Consider the following 17,308-nt stretch of genomic DNA (forward strand, 5'->3'; position numbering starts at 1 on the left):
CTGACAGGGGAGCAGGCAATGATTCTGTGCGTGGCGGATGTCCTCGATGCCGAGCAGCTGGCGGCGCTGCGGCGGGATCTCGACGAGGACGCGCATTTTCGGGACGGCCGGGAGACGGCAGGCTGGCACGCCCGCCAGGTCAAGGCGAACCAGCAGGCCGACGGCCAGGCGCCGGTGGTGCGCCAGTGGAGCGAGCGCCTCGGCGAGGCGATCCGCCGCCATCCGCTGTTCCAGATGGCGGCGCGGCCGGCGCGCATGACGCCGGTGCGCTTCAGCCGCTACCGCCCGGGCATGCACTACGGCAACCATGTCGACGACCCGGTGATGGGCGGCGCGGCGCCGGTGCGCACCGATCTCTCCTTCACCCTCTTCCTCGAGGCACCGGAGGCCTACGACGGCGGCGAGCTGGTGACCGACACCACGGCCGGCGAGCAGCGCTACAAGCTGCCGGCCGGGGCGATGATCCTCTATCCGTCGTCGACCCTGCACCGGGTCGAGCCGGTCACGCGGGGGCAGCGCCGGGTGGCGATCGGCTGGGTGCAGAGCCAGGTCCGCGACCCCGCCGCGCGGGAGATCCTCTTCGACCTGGACACCGCGCGGCGCGGCCTGTTCGAGCGCGAGGGCAAGAGCGAGACCTTCGACCTGATGAGCAAGTCGCTGGCCAACCTGCAGCGCATGTGGGTGGAGGTGTAGCCGACCTCAGCCGCGGCAGGCGCCGAACAGCCGCAGCACCGCCTCGGCCCGGTCGGCGAGCAGCTCGGCGCAGCGGCTCAGGGCCTCGTCGAGCGTCATGGGGCCGTCGGCCAGGGCGAGGGCCGCCAGCACGCCTTCGTCGTGGGCCGCCTGCCAGCCGTCCCCCAGGCGCCCGGCCAGCACCACCGTCGGTACGCCGTGCTCGCGGGCGCGGCGGGCGATGCCGATGGGCGTCTTGCCGGCCAGGCTCTGGCCGTCGAGCTGGCCCTCGCCGGTGATCACCAGGTCGGCCCCGGCGAGCCGCTGCGCGAAGCCGGCCTGCTCCATGACCAGCTCGATCCCGGGGCGCAGGGCGGCGCCGAGCACGCTGGCGGCGGCGAAGCCCATGCCGCCGGCGGCACCCGCGCCGGGCCGGTCGCGCTCGTCGCGTCCCAGGGCCCGGGCGAGATGATCGGCGAAGTGGTCCAGGGCAGCATCGAGATGGCTGACGTCCGCCGCCGAGGCCCCCTTCTGCGGGCCGAACACCGCGCTGGCGCCGCGCGGGCCGGTCAGCGGATTGTCGACGTCCACCGCCGCTTCCACCGTCAGCTCGGCCAGGCGCGGGTCGAGTCCACTCAGGTCGAGCCGCGCCAGCTCGCCCAGCGCCGCGCCGCCCGGGGGCAGGGGGCGCTCCTCGGCGTCCAGCAGTCGCGCGCCCAGTGCCGCCAGCATGCCCGCGCCGGCGTCGTTGGTGGCGCTGCCGCCGAGGGTTAGAATCAGCCGCCGGGCGCCGGCGTCGAGGGCCGCGCGAACCAGCTCGCCGACGCCGTGGGTGGTGCTGTCGCGGGCGGTGCGCTCCTCGCGGCTCAGGGCCTGCAGGCCGCTGGCCTCGGCCAGCTCGACATAGGCGCTGCGGCTGGCGGCGTGCCAGCCCCAGGCGGCGGTGGCGGGCCGGCCCAGGGCATCCTGCACCCGGGCATGGCGACGCTCGGCGCCGGTGGCGGCGATCAGGGCGTCCAGGGTGCCTTCGCCGCCGTCGCCCATCGGACACTCGACGAGTTCGGCCTCGGGGCGCACGCGACGCAGCCCGGCGGCGATCGCCGCGGCCGCCTCGCGGGCCGGCAGGGCATCCTTGTAGCTGTCGGGGGCGATCAGGATCTTCATCGGCGTCCTCGTGTCGTGGGCTCGTCGGCAAGGCTGTCAGCCTAGCGCGAAACGGTCCGCGGCGGGAGTTCGCCGACGTCCCGCGCTATGCTCGAAGAGCCGGGCCCGGGCGGCCCGTGACGCCGTGAGGAGAGACACCATGAAACAGCCACTGTATGCACTGATGCTGCTGGCCGCCGTCGCGCTCGGCGGGTGTCAGGCCATGGGCAGCGACCCGCTGGCCGGCGATGCCCGGGCGCTGCCCGCGGCCTGCCAGTGGCCGCGTGAGCCGGCGGCGTCCCGCGAGGCGTGGGTCCGCGCGGCCATGGCGGAACTGGAGGCGCGGGGCTTCGCCATCCGCAGTACCGACCTGGCCCTGGGCGTGGTGAGCGCGGAGCGTACCACCCGCCAGCCGGGGCTGGGCGCCATCGACGAACCGTGGATCGACGGCGGCATGGGCTGGGGAGGCTGGGGCCACGCGGGCGGCGGGGTGCACTTCGGCCTGGGCATGCGCATCGGCGACGAGCCGGTCCAGGTCGAGCGGGTCTCGCTGGTGGTCGACGACACGCGGCTGATGCTGACCCGCGATTCCCGGGTGGTCGCCGATGACGGCCGGGTCATCGATTCCCGTCCCTACAATCGGGATGCCTTCTGCCGCGAGGTGAGCGGCGCCATCCAGTCACGCCTGCTGAACCGGGAGGGGCAGCCATGAAACGCCTGTTGACGATGGGAGTGCTGATGGGAGTGCTGATGGGAGTGCTGATGGGCCTGCTCGCCGGCTGCGCGAGCCTGACGCCGCCGCCGACCCGCGACGTGCAGGTCACCGCCGAGCCGGAGGCGGCATTGTCGGCGGGGGTCGCGGTGCTGGTCGAGCGCGGCTTCGTGATCCAGATGGCGGATGCGGCCCTGGGGCGGGTGGATGCCGTGCTGGCCTGGCGCAACGGCTACGCCCTGACGCTCGAGACGCAGGCCGCCGACGGGGGGACCCGGCTTGTGCTCTCCGGGCGACAGGGCGGGCAGCCGATCGACCCGGCGCGCTTCGACGACCTGCTCGCGGCGATCCGCGCCCGGCTCGAGTCGCGGCGTTGAGCCTGGTACGCCGCCGCCGGCTGCGGCGGCTGCTGGTCTCCGGAGTGGGGCTGGCGGTCGCCGCCATGCTGTGGTGGGTCTGGCACTGGCAGCTCGACGCCGCCATGCGCGAGGCGCGTCGCCACGCCGACGCGCGGCTGGCGCTGTATACCAGCAGTCTCGACGGGGCGCTGGCGCGCTTCGCCTACCTGCCGGATCTGCTGGCCCGCCAGCCGTTGATCCAGAGCGCCCTGGGGATGGACAACCCGGCGGTGATCCGCCGCGTCAACCGGCATCTGGCGCGGGTGGCCGCGGACTCGGAGGCCGAGGCGATCTACCTGATGAATCGTCGCGGGCTGACCGTGGCGGCGAGCAATCACGCCACGCCGGGCAGCTTCATCGGCCATCGCTACGACTATCGCCCCTACTTTCGTGCCGCCCTGCGCGGCGACCAGGGCGAGTTCTTCGCGGTGGGCAGCACCACCGGGCGCCCGGGCTACTTCGTCTCGGCACCGGTGATCAGCGGCCCCCGTGAGGCGGGCGACAGACAGCCCGTAGCCGGGGCGCTGGCGGTCAAGGTATCGCTGGAGTCGCTGCAGGCGGACTGGCGCCAGGCCGGCGAGAAGGTGCTGGTCAGCGACGCCAACGGGGTGGTGATCCTCTCCAGCCGCCCCGACTGGCGCTTCCGCCACTTCGGCCGACTGGACGCGTCCGCGCGTGAGGCGATCCGCGCCCAGCGCCAGTTCAACGGCGCGGCGCTGGAGCCGCTGGGCGAGCGCCTGGCCGACGGTTCGCTGCTGATCGGTGGCGAGCCGGCCGGCGGGGCGGTGGGCGACCCCGTCGGGGAGCGCTATTTCATCACCTCCAGCCCGCTGTCGACGCTGGGCTGGCGCATGCACTATCTGGTGCCGGTGCGGCCGCTGTACGCCAGTGCCCGCGATGCGGTGCTGGTCGCCGCCGCCGGCTGCCTGGCCCTGCTGCTGCTGGGGCTGTGGCTGCGCGAACGCCAGCAGCGGCTGTGGCTGCGCGAGCGCGAGGCGCGGATCATGCGCGAGGCCAACGAACGGCTGGAAAGCCGGGTCGCCTCGCGCACCCGCGAGCTGGAGTCGGCCCAGGCCGAACTGGTGCAGGCCGGCAAGCTGGCCGCGCTGGGCACCATGGCGGCGGGCATTGCCCACGAACTCAACCAGCCGCTGGCCGGGATCCGCACCTACGCGGCCAGCGGCGCGCGGTTGATCGAGCGCGGACGCGAGGCGACGGCGGCCGACAACTTCCGGCGCATCCAGGCGCTGTCCGACCGGCTGGCCACGCTGATCCGCCAGCTCAAGCTGTTCGCCCGCAAGGGCGGCGCCCGCGAGCCGGTCGACCTGGCCGCCCGGCTCGATTTCGTGCTCGAGCTGCTCGACGACCGCCTGACGCGCCAGGGCGTGCGGCTGACGGTCGAGCGCCCGGAAGGCTCGGGGGGCGGGGTGTGGGTCGCCGGCGACGAGGTGCGGGTCGAGCAGCTGCTCACCAACCTGCTGCGCAACGCCCTCGATGCCCTGCGCGATGTCGCGTCGCCGCAGCTGACGGTCACCCTGGCGGTGGACGAGGCGCAGGTGATCCTGACGGTGGCGGACAACGGCCCGGGCATCGAGGCCGAGGTGCTCGAGCATCTCTTCGACCCCTTCTACACCACCAAGGCCGTGGGCGACGGGCTCGGCCTGGGGCTGTTCATCGCCTTCGGCATCGTTCAGGATCTCGCCGGCCGCATCCGGGCCGAGAACCGTCCGGCCGGGGAGGGTGGCGGGGCGCGCTTTCATGTGGAATTGCCGTGCGCCCGGCAGGCGACGCAGCGGCACAGCAACGAGGAAGCCCAGACATGAGTGAACTGCCGATCTGGCTGGTCGACGACGACCCCGGCGTGCGCGAGTCCCTGACCCAGTGGTTCGAGCTGGGCGAGCTGCCGGTACGGACCTTCGCCGCCAGCGAGGCGGCACTGGCCGCGCTCACCGCCGGCGAGCCCTGCGGCGTGCTGATCTCCGACGTCAAGATGCCCGGCATGGACGGGCTGGCGCTGCTCGAGGCGGTGCTGGCCGTCGATGCCGACCTGCCGGTGGTGCTGATCACCGGCCACGGCGACGTGCCGATGGCGGTGGATGCCATGCGCCAGGGCGCCTGGGACTTCATCGAGAAGCCCTTCGAGCCCGAACAGCTGGAGGAACAGGTCCAGCGAGCCCTCGAGCGGCGCCGACTGGGGCAGGAGAACCGGCGTCTGCGTCAGGCGCTGCGCCAGGGCGGGCTGGCCGGCCGGCTGCTGGGCGAGTCTTCGGGCATGCAGCGGCTGCGCGAGCAGATCGCCAACCTGGCGCCGACCCGGGCCAGCGTGCTGGTGCACGGCGAGACGGGCAGCGGCAAGGAGGTGGTCGCCCGTTGCCTCCACGAGTTCGGCCCCGGCGAGGCGACGCCCTTCGTGGCGCTCAACTGCGGGGCGATCGCCCCCGAGCTGATCGAGTCGGAACTGTTCGGCCACGAGCGGGGCGCCTTCACCGGCGCCCTGGAGACGCGGATCGGCAAGCTCGAACACGCCAGCGGCGGCACGCTGTTTCTCGACGAGGTCGAGTCGATGCCGCCGGCCGCCCAGGTCAAGCTGCTGCGGGCCCTGCAGGAGGGCGAGATCTCCCGGCTGGGCAGCAACCGGGTGATCCATCTGGACCTGCGCGTGGTGGCGGCGACCAAGGCCGACCTGCTCGCGCTCGCTGCCCGCGGCGAGTTCCGCGAGGATCTCTACTACCGGCTGGCGATCGCCGAGCTGAGCATCCCTGCGTTGCGCGAGCGTCGCGAGGACCTCGCGCTGCTGTTCAACCATTTCTGCCGCCAGGCCGCCGAGGTCCACCAGCGCGGCCAGCGCGAGGCGAGTGCCGAGCTGCTCGCCGCCCTGGCCCGGCACGACTGGCCCGGCAACCTGCGCGAGCTGCGCAATGCCGCGACGCGCTTCACCCTGGGGCTGGATATTCCGCAGCTGGGGGCCGACCCGCAGGCGGCGCCGAGTGCCGGCGGCTCGCTGGGCGATCAGGTGGCGGCCTTCGAGGCCTCGCTGCTGCGTGCCGCGCTGGCCCGCCATCACGGCAACATCCAGGCGGTGCTGGACGAGCTCGACCTGCCGCGGCGTACCCTCAACCAGAAGATGCACCGCTACGGGCTGCGCCGCGAGGCCTTCCTCGACACGCCCTCGGCGAGGTGACGCCGCGGCGTTCCTTGGGGGAAGCCGCACGGGCGACCTACACTGCAGGGACCTCGCCGTGACGAGGGGCGATGCCGGGCAACCAGGGACGCTCATCGCCGAGCCATGTGGGCTCCCGTTCATTTCCTTTCGCTGGTTCCGGCATGCCGGCCCCTTGTCGATGGCATTTTCATTGGCATTCAGGGAGGAGCGGCAATGACGGATGAATTCGCGGGGCTGATGCGCGAGCGTGCCTACGTCGGCGGCGACTGGGTCGACGCCGGCTCAGAGGCGCGCCAGGCGGTCGACGATCCGGCCACCGAGCAGACCATCGGCCACGTGCCCGACCTGGCGGCGGCGGACATCGATGCGGCGATCGACGCCGCGGTGAACGCCTTCGCCGACTGGCGCGACACCTCGCCACTGGAGCGCGCCGACACGCTGCTGGCGTGGTATCGGGGCATGACCGAACACCGCGAGGCGCTGGCACGGCTGATGACCCGGGAGCAGGGCAAGCCGCTGGCCGAGGCACGCGGCGAGGTCGACTATGCGGCGAGCTTCTTTCGCTGGTTCGCCGAGCAGGCTCGCCGCGCCGACGGCGAGACGATTCCCGCCGACCGGCCCGACGTCGCGCTGGGCACCGTTCAGGAGCCGGTCGGGGTGGCCGCGGTGATCACGCCGTGGAACTTCCCGCTGGCGATGATCACCCGCAAGGTCGGCGCGGCCCTGGCGGCGGGCTGTACCACCCTGGTCAACCCGGCCACCCAGACGCCGTTCTCGGCGCTGGCGCTGGCGGTGCTCGCCGAACGGGCGGGCCTGAATCGCGGCGAGTTCAACGTGGTCACCGGCAGCGGCAAGCGCTTCGCCGAGCGGGTCTGCGCCGACGACCGGGTCCGGGCGCTGTCGTTCACCGGCTCCACCCCGGTGGGCCGCGAGCTGCTGCGCCAGAGCGCCGACACCGTCAAGCGCACCGCCATGGAGCTGGGCGGCAACGCGCCGTTCATCATCTGCGACGACGCCGACCTCGACGAGGCGGTCGAGGGCGCGCTCGCCGCCAAGTTCCAGACCAGCGGCCAGGACTGCGTGGCGGCCAACCGCCTCTACGTGCATCGCTCGCTCTACGCGGATTTCGTCGAGCGCTTCACCGCGCGCATGAACGACATGGCGGTGGGCAACGGCTTCGACGAGAACAACGCCATCGGTCCGCTGATCAACCGCGACGCCGTCGACAAGGCCCGCTCGCTGGTCGACGATGCCCGCGACAAGGGCGCGCGAATCCTCGGTCGCGACCAGAGCGAGGCGCCGGGGCCGCGCTTCTTCATGCCCACCGTGATCGCCGACTTCACCCCCGGGATGCGCGTGGCCGGCGAGGAATCGTTCGCGCCGGTGGCGCCGATCTGCGCCTTCGATGACGACGACGCGGTGATCGCGGCCGCCAACGACACCATCTACGGCCTCGCCGCCTACGTCTACACCCACCGCGACGCGCGCATCCGCAAGTTCATGCGGCGGCTCGAATACGGCATGGTCGGCGTCAACACCATGGACATCACCGGGGCTCAGGTGCCGTTCGGCGGCGTCAAGCAGTCGGGCCTGGGCCGCGAGGGCGCCGATGCCGGCATGCAGGAATACCTCGAGACCAAGTACTACTGCGTCGGCGGCGTGCCCAGCCGCTGAACCGCGTCGTGCCATCATGGAGGAGGCAAGCATGGACACCATCGAACGTCTCGAATCGCAGGTCCGCGCCTACGTGCGCTCCTTTCCCAAAGTCTTTACAGAGGCCAAGGGCAACCGCCTGACCGCGACCGACGGCACCCGCTACCTGGATTTCTTCAGCGGCGCCGGGGCGCTCAACTACGGCCACAACGACGCGGCGATGAAGCGCGCGCTGCTCGACTACATCCAGCGCGACGGCATCAACCATGGCCTGGACATGGCCACCGAGGCCAAGGAGACCTTCCTCGCCACCTTCGAGGCGGTGATCCTCAAGCCCCGCGGCATGGACTACAAGCTGCAGTTCCCCGGACCCACCGGCACCAATGCGGTGGAGGCGGCGCTCAAGCTGGCGCGCAAGGTCAAGGGCCGCAGCCGCATCGTCCACTTCACCCATGGCTTTCACGGCATGACCCTGGGCTCCATGGCGGTCACCGCCAATGCCGCGGTGCGCGGCAGTGCCGGGGTGGGCCTCGACGACGCCGTGCTGATGCCCTACAGCCACTACTACGCCGACGGACGCGATACCGCGAAGGACTTCGAGGCGCTGCTCACTGACGACTTCAGCGGCGTCGACAAGCCGGCCGCGGTGATCGTCGAGACGGTGCAGGGCGAGGGCGGCATCAATGTCGCCGACGTCGCCTGGCTGCGCGAGATCGAGCGATTGTGCCGCGCACACGACATGCTGCTGATCGTCGACGACATCCAGGCCGGGATCGGCCGCACCGGGCCGTTCTTCTCCTTCGAGCCGGCCGGCATCTCGCCGGACATCGTCACCGTCGCCAAGTCGCTGTCCGGGATGGGGCTGCCGCTGGCGATGGCGCTGCTCAAGCCCGAGCTCGACGTCTGGGAGCCCGGCGAGCACACCGGCACCTTCCGCGGCAACAACCAGGCCTTCGTCACCGGCACCGCGGCGCTCGAGACCTACTGGCGCGACGACGCCCTGGAGCAGGAAACGCTGCGCAAGGGCGAGTACGTCCGCGAGCGGCTGGCCACGATCATGGCCGAGCACCGCCATTTCGAGGCCGAGGTGCGCGGGCGCGGGCTGTTCATCGGCCTGGCCTGCGAGCGTGCCGAGTTCGGCAACGCCATCATCGACAAGTGCTTCGAGCGCGGCCTGATCATGGAGACCACCGGCCAGGAGGACTGCGTGGTCAAGGTCATGCCGCCCTTGATCAGCACCGACGCCGACCTCGACGAGGGGCTGGCGATCATCGAGGACGCCATCGAGGCGGTGCTCGACAAGCACGGGCTGCTGACCCGCCCCTGACGCCCCTCATCCCGCCATCAGTGGTGCGGCGAGCCGGTCGATGCGCGTCCGCCATGCCTCCACCGTCCGGGCCGGCCAGGGCTCGGGCGTGCCCACCCCCCACACCGGCCCGGGCCAGGCGGCATCGTCGCGGCGCCGGACGATCACGTGGAAATGCAGCTGCGGCACCTGGTTGCCCAGCGTCGCCAGGTTGAGCTTGGCGCCGCCGAGCTCGGCCTTGAGCGCCTCGCCCAGTCGGGTGGCCTCGTGCCACAGCCGCGCCTGCTCGCTCTCGCTCAGATCACTGACCTCGACGATGGCCTCGCGGCGCGGTACCAGGATCAGCCAGGCGAAGCGGGCGTCGTTCATCAGGCGCACCTGACACAACGGCAGGTCGAGCAGCCAGTGCGTGTCCGTGGCCAGGCGCTCATCGAGCGTGAAGTCGGTCATGAGGATCTCCGTGCAGGGGCGATGTCGGCAAGCGTCGGCAAGAAATGGCCGATGGCGGCGTCCGGCATCGGCCATTTCCTGCCGGCCGATGCGCGTTCGTCAGGCGGAATGTTTGCAAGATCATGATTTTCAAGGCCATCGCGGGGATGGCAAGGCATTTGCAACGGTTCTGACGCTTCACACAATAACCGCCAATTCCCAACAGGAGAAACGGCATGCACAAGCGTCAGTTCCTCAAGTCGGCCATCGGGCTGGCTACCGCAGCGGCACTGGGTGTCTCGGCCGGCTCGGCCATGGCTCAGGAATCCCACAAGTACATCCTGAGCACCGCGACCACCGGCGGTACCTACTACCCGGTGGGCGTCGCGCTGTCGACGCTGATCAAGGTCAAGCTCGAGCCCAAGACCGGCATCTCGGTGTCGGCGATCAGCTCCGCCGGTTCCGGCGAGAACCTCAAGCTGATGGACGAGGATCAGGCGCAGTTCGGCATCCTGCAGGGCCTCTACGGCGCCTATGCCTGGAAGGGCACCGGCCCGGTTCCCAAGGCCTACAAGAACCTGCGCAGCGTGTCGATGCTGTGGCAGAACGTCGAGCACTTCGTGGTCAAGGACGACATGGTCGATTCCGGCACCATCGATGACATGACCAACCTCTATGGCGAGCCGTTCTCGATCGGCGCACGCAACTCCGGCACCGAGGGCTCCGGTCGCTACATCCTCGGCCAGTTGGGCATCGACCCGGAGAAGATGGACATCGCCTACCTGGGCTACGGCCCCAGCGCCGACGCCCTGCAGAACGGCACCATCAAGGGCATGAACATTCCGGCCGGCGCGCCGGCGGCGGCGGTGACCCGTGCCTATGCCAACGTCGGCGACGACATCACCACGCTGGCCTTCACCGACGAGCAGCTCAAGAAGGTCAACAGCGAGTTCGAGCTGTGGACCCCGTATGACATCCCGGCCGGCACCTATCCGAACCAGGACGAGGTGATCCACACCATCGCCCAGCCCAACATCCTGGCGGTGCGTGCCGACGTTCCGGCCGACGACGTCTACGCCATCACCAAGACCATGTACGAGAACCTGCCGTTCCTGCAGAACATCCACCCGGCGACCAAGGCCATGGCCATCGAGAAGGCGATCGCCGGCCTGCCGATGCCGCTGCACCCGGGGGCGGCTCGCTTCTTCAAGGAACAGGGCATCAAGATCCCCGATCGTCTGATCGCCGAGTGATCCAGCGGATCGCGGGGCCGCCCGGCTCCGCGATCCGGCCCTGGACGAGCGCCGCGGCACGCCGCGGCGTTCGTCGTCGATGTTCAGCCCTTCCGTTTTCAGGAGATCGCCGTGAGCGACCCGAACCTTGACTCGATCCGCGACGAGGAGGCCCAGGAGGCCGACGAGCGCCTGACGCATCCGTGGCTGGGGCGCCTGCTGTTCGCCTTCGCGATCGTCATCGCCCTGGTGCACCTCTATTTCAATACCTTCTCGACGCTGTCCACGCTGTGGACGAGCGCCATGCATTTCGGGCTGTTCGGTGCGCTGTGCGCGCTGTCGGTACCGCTGGCGCGACCGTCCGGCGCGGGGGCGCAGCGCGCGATCCTGGCCGTCGACGTGCTGCTGGCGGTGGCGGCGATCGGCTGCGCGCTCTACCTGATGGCCTTCGAGGACGCCCTGTATGACCGTGGCGTGACCTTCAACGCCAGCGACTGGGTGGTATCGATCCTGGCCGTGGGACTGATCCTCGAGTTCGCCCGGCGCACCACCGGCTGGTTCATCCCGGTGCTGTGCCTGATCGCGCTGACCTACGTGGCCTGGTGGGGCAAGTACGTCGGCGGCGTCTTCAACTTCCCCGGCCTGAGCTGGGAAACCGTGCTGTTCCGCAGCTACATCGGCGGCGAGGGCATGCTGGGCTCGATCGCCCGCATCTCCTGGTCGTACGTGTTCATGTTCATTCTCTTCGGCGCCTTCCTGGTCAAGTCGGGCGCCGGGGAGTTCATCATCGAGCTGGCGCGCTGCGCGGCCGGGCGCTTCGTCGGCGGCCCGGGCTTCGTGGCGGTGTTCTCCTCGGGCCTGATGGGCTCGGTGTCCGGCTCGGCGGTGGCCAATACCGTCTCCACCGGGGTCATCACCATCCCGCTGATGCGCAAGGCCGGCTTTCCGGCGCGCTTCGCCGCCGGCGTCGAGGCCTCGGCGTCGACCGGCGGCCAGCTGATGCCGCCGGTGATGGGGGCCGGGGCCTTCATCATGGCCTCCTACACTCAGGTCTCCTATCTGACCATCATCGGCGTCGCCGCGCTGCCGGCGCTGCTGTACTTCCTGTCGGTGGCGATGTTCGTGCGCATCGAGGCCAAGCGCAGCAACGCCCAGCATCTCGACGACCCCGATGCGCCGAAGATCGGCGAGGTGCTCAAGAACGGCTGGCACTTCCTGCTGCCGCTGATCGTGCTGGTGGCGGCGCTGATCTACGGCTTCACGCCCACCTACAGCGCCGGCATCGCCATCGTATCGGTGATCGTGGCGTCCTGGCTGTCCAGGCAGCCGATGACTCCGAAGCTGATCATTGAGGCCCTGGTGCAGGGCACCCGCAACATGATCACCACGGCGATCCTGCTGATCACCGTGGGGCTGATCGTCAACGTGGTCTCGACCACCGGTATCGGCAACACCTTCTCGCTGATGATCACCGACTGGGCGGGCGGCAGCCTGCTGGTGACCCTGGTGCTGATCGCCATCGCCTCGCTGATCCTGGGCATGGGGCTGCCGGTCACGGCGTCCTACATCGTGCTGGCGACGCTGTCGGCGCCGGCGCTCTACCACCTGATGGCGCACTCCCAGCTCGTCGACCTGCTGGTGGCCGGCGACCTGCCGCAGCAGGCCCAGGCGATCTTCATGCTCGCCGCCCCGGATCAGGTGCAGGCGCTGTCGGCGCCGATGAGCCCGGCGGACGCCCAGGCGCTGCTCGACAAGGTGCCGGACACCTTCTCCAGCCAGCTCTACGAGCAGGCGCTGTCGCCGCACTTCCTGACCATGTCGCTGGTCGCCGCGCACATGGTGATCTTCTGGCTGTCCCAGGATTCCAACGTCACGCCGCCGGTGTGCCTGACCGCCTTCGCCGCCGCGGCGATCGCCAACACGCCGCAGATGCGCACCGGCCTGACCGCCTGGAAGATCGCCAAGGGGCTCTACATCGTGCCGCTGCTGTTCGTGTGGTCGCCGCTGATCACCGGCACGCCGCTGGAGATGACCACCGTCTTCGTCATGGCGCTGTTCGGCATCTACGCCATCGTCGCCGGCCTGGAAGGCTATCTCGAGCATGAGCTGTCGTGGTGGCTGCGGCTGCTGATGTTCCCGATCGGCGCGCTGATGCTGTGGCCGCACGGCATGCTCGCCCTCGATCTGGTCGGGGTGGCGATCTTCGCCGCGGTGTTCGCCTGGAGCGTGCATCAGGGACGAACCCCGCGTGCGGCCACCTCGTGACCGGAGGGGAAGGGCTGGCGCTGGTGGTGATCGGTGCCGCCGCCGGCTTCATCAACGTGCTGGCGGCGGGGGGCTCGATGCTGACCCTGCCGCTGCTGATGTTCCTGGGGCTGCCGCCCCAGGTGGCCAACGGCACCAACCGGGTGAGCATCGCCCTGCAGAGCGTCAGCGCGGTGGGCAGTTTCCGTCGCGCCGGGGCGCGGGACCTGCGGATCGGCCTGCGGCTGTCGGTGCCGGCGGTGCTGGGCGCCCTGGGCGGTGCCTGGCTGGCGCTGGGCATCCCCGATGCCGTGTTCGAGACGGTGCTGGTGGTGGCCATGAGCGGGGCCTCGGTGATGCTGCTGCTGCCCCGGCCGACGCTGGACACCCGGGCGCTGACTCCTGAGCGGCTGACGCCGGCGGTGTACCTGGCGATGTTCGTAATCGGCCTCTACGGCGGCTTCATTCAGGTCGGCGTGGGCGTGCTGTTCATCGCCGTGCTCTACCGCATGCTCAGGATCGACCTGGCCCAGGTCAACGGGCTCAAGGTGCTCATCGTGCTGGTCTACACCCTGCCGGCGCTGGCGGTGTTCGTGCTCGACGGCCAGGTGCGCTGGGCCTACGGCCTGCTGCTGGCGATGGGCAGCATGAGCGGTGCCTGGCTGGCGGTGCGGGTCAACATGGGCCCGCGCGGTGCGAAGTGGGTTCGCAGGCTGACGCTGGCGATGATCGTGGCGATCATCCTGCGTCTGGTGCTGGGTTAGCCACGCCTCTTGTGGCACGAGTCGGGATCGGCGATAACAGGCGCAACACTCGTGCGAGGAGAACGCCATGAACAAGCTAGCGATCGCCCTGGCCCTGCTGATGCTGGCGGGCCTGGCGGGTTGCAACACCATGCACGGCTTCGGTCGTGACGTGCAGAAGGTGGGCTCGGAAATCGAGGAGGCCGCTTCCGGGAAGTAGCGGATCCAGCGGGCAGAATCCGCCCGAGCCTGTTAGGCTGGGGGGTGTGACGCCTTGTCACGCACCGGAACGGGGCCCGGATGATGGTCTCGCCGGTGACTTCATGGATCCGTTAGGGAGGACGCGAAATGAAGAAACTGACGGCACTGATGTTTCTGGCGCTGGTGAGTGTCAGCGTGCTGAGCGGCTGCAACACCATGCATGGCGCCGGCCAGGACATCGAAGAGGGCGGCGAGCAGATCCAGGAATCCGCCAGCTGAGGTGTCAGCACCCACGCCCGGCGGCTTGGCCGTCGGGCGGGTCGGCTTCCACTTCCCGTTCCTTGTCCCCGGCCTTCCTGCCCCCTTTCGCTGTGTCGCTCTCCCCATCTCCCGTTCAGGCTGACGCCTCGCCGCCGATCCGATAGCGGCGCTCCAGGCGTTCGAAGGCCAGGTCGCTGACGATCGCCAGCAGTCCCACCAGTACCGCCCCCTGAATCACGTAGGCGATGTTGTCGCCCACCAGCCCGGCGATGATCGGCGTGCCCAGGCTCTGGGCGCCGACCGTGGAGCCGATGGTGGCGGTACCGATGTTGATGATCACCGAGACCCGGACGCCGGCGATGATCACCCGCATCGCCAGCGGCAGTTCGACGCGCCAGAGAATCTGCCGGGCGCTCATGCCCGTGCCGCGGGCCGCCTCCAGGGTGTCGGCGGGCACGGTGCGCAGGCCGGTGATGGTGTTCTGCACCACCGGCAGCAGGCCGTAGAGCGTCAGGGCGACGATGGTCGGCACGAAGCCGAATCCGGCCAGCGGCACGACGATCGCCAGCACCGCCGCCGGCGGAAAGGTCTGGCCGATTGCCGCCAGCGCCGAGACCAGTGGCTCGAACTCGCGGCCCGTGCGGCGGGTGACGAACAGCCCCGCGGCCACACCCACGCTCACCGAGATCAGCGACGACACCAGCACCAGCACGAGATGATCGAGGGTCAGCCGCCAGAAGCTTTCGCGGGCATAGACGGCCGTCTCCAGCTGGGGAAAGGCGGCGTGGAACAGCGGCTCGAGGCGGCCCATGAACAGCACCAGCGCCACGAGCAGCACGGTCAGCAGCGGCAGCAGGGCGTCGCGGCGCCGCTCGGGCCGGAGCAGGGCCGACATCATGGCTGACGCCCCATGACCCCCTCGAGGGTCACCTCGCCGACCAGCCGCCCGGCGTCATCGATGACCGGCAGCACGCCCACGCGATACCAGACCATGCGCGACAGGGCTTCCTTCATGGTCATGCCCGGTGTCGCCGTCCAGTCATCGGTGACGGCCACGCTCGGCGCCACGTCTGTCGTCGGGCGGCCGCCGTGCAGGCAGGTCGGGTGCCCCTGTGCGTCGGTTTCCCAGTGGTGGGGCGCCTCGCTGGACATCGTCGCCGCCTGCTGGTACTGGTGCACCCAGCGCCGCGAGAGCAGCTTGAGCCCCAGGTCGGCCTTGCCGATGAAGTCGCTGACGAAGGACTCGGCTGGGGCGGTGAGCAGCTCGATGGGCCGGTCGTACTGGACCAGGCGGCCGGCGTCGAGCAGGGCGATGCGCGAGGCCAGCTTGAGCGCCTCGTCCATGTCGTGGGTGACGAAGATCACCGTCGTGCCGGTCTGTTCGTGGACGCGGCGCATCTCGTTCTGCAGTACCTCGCGGGTCAGCGGGTCGACGGCGCCGAAGGGCTCGTCCATCAGCAGCACTTCGGGGTCGGCGGCCAGCGCCCGGGCCACCCCCACGCGCTGGGCCTGGCCGCCGGAGAGCTGGTGCGGGTACTTGTCGCGGAACTCGCCGGCATCCAGGTGGAAGAGGTCGAGCAGCTCGTCGACCCGCGAGGCGATGCGTGCGCGCGGCCACTTGAGCAGGTTGGGGACCACGGCGATGTTGTCGGCCACCGTCCAGTGGGGGAACAGCCCGATCGACTGGATGGCGTAGCCGATCCGCCGGCGCAGCTGTTCCGCCGGCAGGCGGGTGACATCCTCGTCGCCGAGCAGGATGCGGCCCTGCGTCAGCGGGATCAGCCGGTTGATCATGCGCAGCGTGGTCGACTTGCCGCAGCCCGAGGGGCCGATCAGCACGCTGAACTCGCCGCGCTCGACGCGCAGCGAGATGTCGCTGACGACCGTCTTGTCGCCGTAGGTCTTGGTTAACCCTTGAAGCTCTATCATTCCTTCGGCTCTCGGTGGAGGCGTCGCTCAGCCGGCACCGGCGGGGCGGCTGACGGCGACCAGGATCTGCAGCAGAAAGTCGGCGACCACCGCCAGGGCGATGGTCGGCACCGCCCCCAGCAGCACCAGGTCGATGGCGTACTGGCCCAGCCCCTGGAAGATGAACGCGCCCAGCCCGCCGGCACCGATCAGCGCGGCCACCACGGTCAGGCCGATGGCCTGGACGGTGACGATGCGTAGCCCCGACAGGATCACCGGCAAAGCCAGCGGCACCTCGACGCGCCACAGGATCTGCCGGCGCGTCATGCCCATGCCGCGCGCCGCCTCGCGGGTCGCCGGGTCGACGCCGGCGAAACCGGCCTGGGTGTTGCGCACGATCGGCAGCAACGAGTAGAGGATCAGCGCGAGAATCGCCGGCGCGGCGCCGATGCCCGCCACGCCCAGCGCACCCAGCCAGGGCACGGCATCGCCGAGCGCCGACAGCGGCGCCACCAGCAGCGCGAACAGGGCGATCGAGGGAATCGTCTGGAAGACATTGAGCACGCTGAACAGTATCCCGCGTGTGGCAGGGCGGCGGTGCGCCAGCAGGCCCAGCGGCAGGCCGATCGCCAGGGTCGGCGCCAGCGCCAGCCCGACCAGGGTCAGGTGGGTGACGAACTGGGCGACGAAGGCGTCCTCGATGTTGAAGTATTCCCGCAGGATCGACAGTGCATTGAAGGTGCCGGCGGCGAACAGCGCCGCGACAGCGGCGATCACCAGGAGGCCGTAGCCGCTGCGGACCCACAGCGACGCGCCCAGACGCTGGAAGGCGTCGACGATCATCAGGCTGGTGCAGAATACCAGCACCCAGAAGGCCGCGCCCTGGGAGACCCGGGCCGCGGGCGAGGCGTCCGTCAGGGCGCGCTGGGCATAGTCGCCCAGCCCGTACAGCGTCAGCAGCAGGGCCAGCGGCGCGGCCACCAGCGTCAGGCGGGCGCCGCGACGTTCGCCCAGTGGGCGGACCAGGCAGGCCAGGGCGAGGGCGCCGGCCAGCGCCGCCAGCCCCAGCACCTGCCAGGCGCGCAGCGCCGTCAGCAGCGACACCGATTCCCCCGACACCAGCCGGTTGGGCGCCATGGCGGCGAACGGCAGCAGCACCGCGCCGGCCAGGCTCGCCACCAGCAGGGTGGCCAGCACCCGATTGGCGATGCGCCGCGGCTCGTCGTGTGCGTCGAGGCCCACG

17 protein-coding genes are annotated in these 17,308 nt (G+C 70.4%); 12 read left to right on the forward strand and 5 right to left on the reverse strand.

The window, feature by feature from the left end:
- Window positions 1–18: 18 nt before the first annotated feature.
- Window positions 19–693 carry a Fe2+-dependent dioxygenase gene (locus KGQ91_RS06085; RefSeq protein WP_163648173.1) on the forward strand — a complete coding sequence of 225 codons (675 nt, stop codon included), beginning with the start codon at window positions 19–21 and terminating at the stop codon, window positions 691–693.
- 6 nt (window positions 694–699) lie between these two features.
- Here the strand turns inward: KGQ91_RS06085 and KGQ91_RS06090 are convergent, their stop codons facing one another.
- Window positions 700–1,836, reverse strand: coding sequence for a glycerate kinase (locus KGQ91_RS06090; protein WP_224420537.1), 1,137 nt, complete (start codon window positions 1,834–1,836; stop codon window positions 700–702).
- Between the two features lie 139 nt (window positions 1,837–1,975).
- Here KGQ91_RS06090 and KGQ91_RS06095 point away from each other — a divergent pair, with 139 nt between their 5' ends.
- The 6 genes from KGQ91_RS06095 to ectB all read left to right on the forward strand — a co-directional run bounded on the left by KGQ91_RS06095 (window position 1,976) and on the right by ectB (window position 9,068).
- Window positions 1,976–2,527: a hypothetical protein gene (locus KGQ91_RS06095; protein ID WP_224420538.1), complete on the forward strand. Its 552-nt coding sequence runs from the start codon at window positions 1,976–1,978 to the stop codon at window positions 2,525–2,527.
- Window positions 2,524–2,904, forward strand: a complete 381-nt coding sequence (locus KGQ91_RS06100) for a hypothetical protein (protein WP_224420539.1) — start codon at window positions 2,524–2,526, stop codon at window positions 2,902–2,904. Before KGQ91_RS06095 ends, KGQ91_RS06100 begins: the two co-directional genes overlap by 4 nt.
- Window positions 2,901–4,748, forward strand: a complete 1,848-nt coding sequence (locus tag KGQ91_RS06105; protein ID WP_224420540.1) for a sensor histidine kinase — start codon at window positions 2,901–2,903, stop codon at window positions 4,746–4,748. The genes KGQ91_RS06100 and KGQ91_RS06105 overlap by 4 nt, the downstream gene beginning before the upstream one ends.
- Window positions 4,745–6,106, forward strand: coding sequence for a sigma-54-dependent transcriptional regulator (locus KGQ91_RS06110; RefSeq protein WP_224420541.1), 1,362 nt, complete (start codon window positions 4,745–4,747; stop codon window positions 6,104–6,106). Before KGQ91_RS06105 ends, KGQ91_RS06110 begins: the two co-directional genes overlap by 4 nt.
- A gap of 195 nt (window positions 6,107–6,301) precedes the next feature.
- Complete coding sequence (locus tag KGQ91_RS06115; RefSeq protein WP_377172677.1) at window positions 6,302–7,762, forward strand: NAD-dependent succinate-semialdehyde dehydrogenase; 1,461 nt, start codon at window positions 6,302–6,304, stop codon at window positions 7,760–7,762.
- A 31-nt stretch (window positions 7,763–7,793) separates the two neighbouring features.
- Complete coding sequence (gene ectB, locus KGQ91_RS06120) at window positions 7,794–9,068, forward strand: diaminobutyrate--2-oxoglutarate transaminase (RefSeq protein ID WP_224420542.1); 1,275 nt, start codon at window positions 7,794–7,796, stop codon at window positions 9,066–9,068.
- A gap of 6 nt (window positions 9,069–9,074) precedes the next feature.
- Here the strand turns inward: ectB and KGQ91_RS06125 are convergent, their stop codons facing one another.
- A complete protein-coding gene (locus tag KGQ91_RS06125) occupies window positions 9,075–9,497 on the reverse strand; it encodes an HIT domain-containing protein (protein ID WP_224420543.1) in 423 nt (140 codons plus the stop codon).
- Window positions 9,498–9,712: 215 nt separating this feature from the next.
- On the opposite strand from KGQ91_RS06125, the gene KGQ91_RS06130 reads away from it, so the two are divergent.
- The 5 genes from KGQ91_RS06130 to KGQ91_RS06150 all read left to right on the forward strand — a co-directional run bounded on the left by KGQ91_RS06130 (window position 9,713) and on the right by KGQ91_RS06150 (window position 14,175).
- Entirely contained in the window at window positions 9,713–10,729 is a 1,017-nt protein-coding gene (locus tag KGQ91_RS06130; protein WP_224420544.1) for a TAXI family TRAP transporter solute-binding subunit, read from the forward strand.
- Between the two features lie 111 nt (window positions 10,730–10,840).
- Window positions 10,841–12,973 (forward strand): TRAP transporter permease, encoded by a 2,133-nt coding sequence (locus KGQ91_RS06135; protein ID WP_224420545.1) that lies wholly within the window; start codon window positions 10,841–10,843, stop codon window positions 12,971–12,973.
- Entirely contained in the window at window positions 12,970–13,716 is a 747-nt protein-coding gene (locus KGQ91_RS06140) for a sulfite exporter TauE/SafE family protein (protein ID WP_224420546.1), read from the forward strand. The genes KGQ91_RS06135 and KGQ91_RS06140 overlap by 4 nt, the downstream gene beginning before the upstream one ends.
- Before the next feature lie 67 nt (window positions 13,717–13,783).
- Window positions 13,784–13,915, forward strand: a complete 132-nt coding sequence (locus tag KGQ91_RS06145) for an entericidin A/B family lipoprotein (RefSeq protein WP_163648184.1) — start codon at window positions 13,784–13,786, stop codon at window positions 13,913–13,915.
- A gap of 128 nt (window positions 13,916–14,043) precedes the next feature.
- Entirely contained in the window at window positions 14,044–14,175 is a 132-nt protein-coding gene (locus KGQ91_RS06150; RefSeq protein WP_224420547.1) for an entericidin A/B family lipoprotein, read from the forward strand.
- Between the two features lie 115 nt (window positions 14,176–14,290).
- Here KGQ91_RS06150 and KGQ91_RS06155 read toward each other — a convergent pair whose 3' ends face one another.
- Genes KGQ91_RS06155 through KGQ91_RS06165 form a run of 3 tightly spaced genes read right to left on the reverse strand, consistent with a single transcriptional unit; the run spans window position 14,291 to window position 17,307 of the window.
- Window positions 14,291–15,055 carry an ABC transporter permease gene (locus KGQ91_RS06155; RefSeq protein WP_338140527.1) on the reverse strand — a complete coding sequence of 255 codons (765 nt, stop codon included), beginning with the start codon at window positions 15,053–15,055 and terminating at the stop codon, window positions 14,291–14,293.
- Window positions 15,052–16,086, reverse strand: coding sequence for an ABC transporter ATP-binding protein (locus KGQ91_RS06160; RefSeq protein ID WP_224420548.1), 1,035 nt, complete (start codon window positions 16,084–16,086; stop codon window positions 15,052–15,054). The genes KGQ91_RS06155 and KGQ91_RS06160 overlap by 4 nt, the downstream gene beginning before the upstream one ends.
- Before the next feature lie 27 nt (window positions 16,087–16,113).
- On the reverse strand, window positions 16,114–17,307 hold the full coding sequence (locus KGQ91_RS06165) for an ABC transporter permease (RefSeq protein WP_224420549.1): 1,194 nt from the start codon (window positions 17,305–17,307) through the stop codon (window positions 16,114–16,116).
- Window position 17,308: the final 1 nt, after the last annotated feature.

Origin of the sequence: Modicisalibacter tunisiensis, from assembly GCF_020148005.1 — a bacterium.
Lineage (GTDB): Bacteria > Pseudomonadota > Gammaproteobacteria > Pseudomonadales > Halomonadaceae > Modicisalibacter > Modicisalibacter tunisiensis.

What these genes read in the sequence shown, in the direction of transcription:
- KGQ91_RS06150 (WP_224420547.1), top strand. Translation starts at nt 14,044, where the DNA reads ATGAAGAAACTGACGGCACTGATGTTTCTGGCGCTGGTGAGTGTCAGC.
- KGQ91_RS06110 (WP_224420541.1), top strand. Translation starts at nt 4,745, where the DNA reads ATGAGTGAACTGCCGATCTGGCTGGTCGACGACGACCCCGGCGTGCGC.
- KGQ91_RS06115 (WP_377172677.1), top strand. Translation starts at nt 6,302, where the DNA reads ATGACGGATGAATTCGCGGGGCTGATGCGCGAGCGTGCCTACGTCGGC.
- KGQ91_RS06160 (WP_224420548.1), bottom strand. Translation starts at nt 16,086, where the DNA reads ATGATAGAGCTTCAAGGGTTAACCAAGACCTACGGCGACAAGACGGTC.
- ectB (WP_224420542.1), top strand. Translation starts at nt 7,794, where the DNA reads ATGGACACCATCGAACGTCTCGAATCGCAGGTCCGCGCCTACGTGCGC.
- KGQ91_RS06155 (WP_338140527.1), bottom strand. Translation starts at nt 15,055, where the DNA reads ATGATGTCGGCCCTGCTCCGGCCCGAGCGGCGCCGCGACGCCCTGCTG.
- KGQ91_RS06085 (WP_163648173.1), top strand. Translation starts at nt 19, where the DNA reads ATGATTCTGTGCGTGGCGGATGTCCTCGATGCCGAGCAGCTGGCGGCG.
- KGQ91_RS06100 (WP_224420539.1), top strand. Translation starts at nt 2,524, where the DNA reads ATGAAACGCCTGTTGACGATGGGAGTGCTGATGGGAGTGCTGATGGGA.
- KGQ91_RS06095 (WP_224420538.1), top strand. Translation starts at nt 1,976, where the DNA reads ATGAAACAGCCACTGTATGCACTGATGCTGCTGGCCGCCGTCGCGCTC.
- KGQ91_RS06125 (WP_224420543.1), bottom strand. Translation starts at nt 9,497, where the DNA reads ATGACCGACTTCACGCTCGATGAGCGCCTGGCCACGGACACGCACTGG.
- KGQ91_RS06130 (WP_224420544.1), top strand. Translation starts at nt 9,713, where the DNA reads ATGCACAAGCGTCAGTTCCTCAAGTCGGCCATCGGGCTGGCTACCGCA.
- KGQ91_RS06145 (WP_163648184.1), top strand. Translation starts at nt 13,784, where the DNA reads ATGAACAAGCTAGCGATCGCCCTGGCCCTGCTGATGCTGGCGGGCCTG.
- KGQ91_RS06090 (WP_224420537.1), bottom strand. Translation starts at nt 1,836, where the DNA reads ATGAAGATCCTGATCGCCCCCGACAGCTACAAGGATGCCCTGCCGGCC.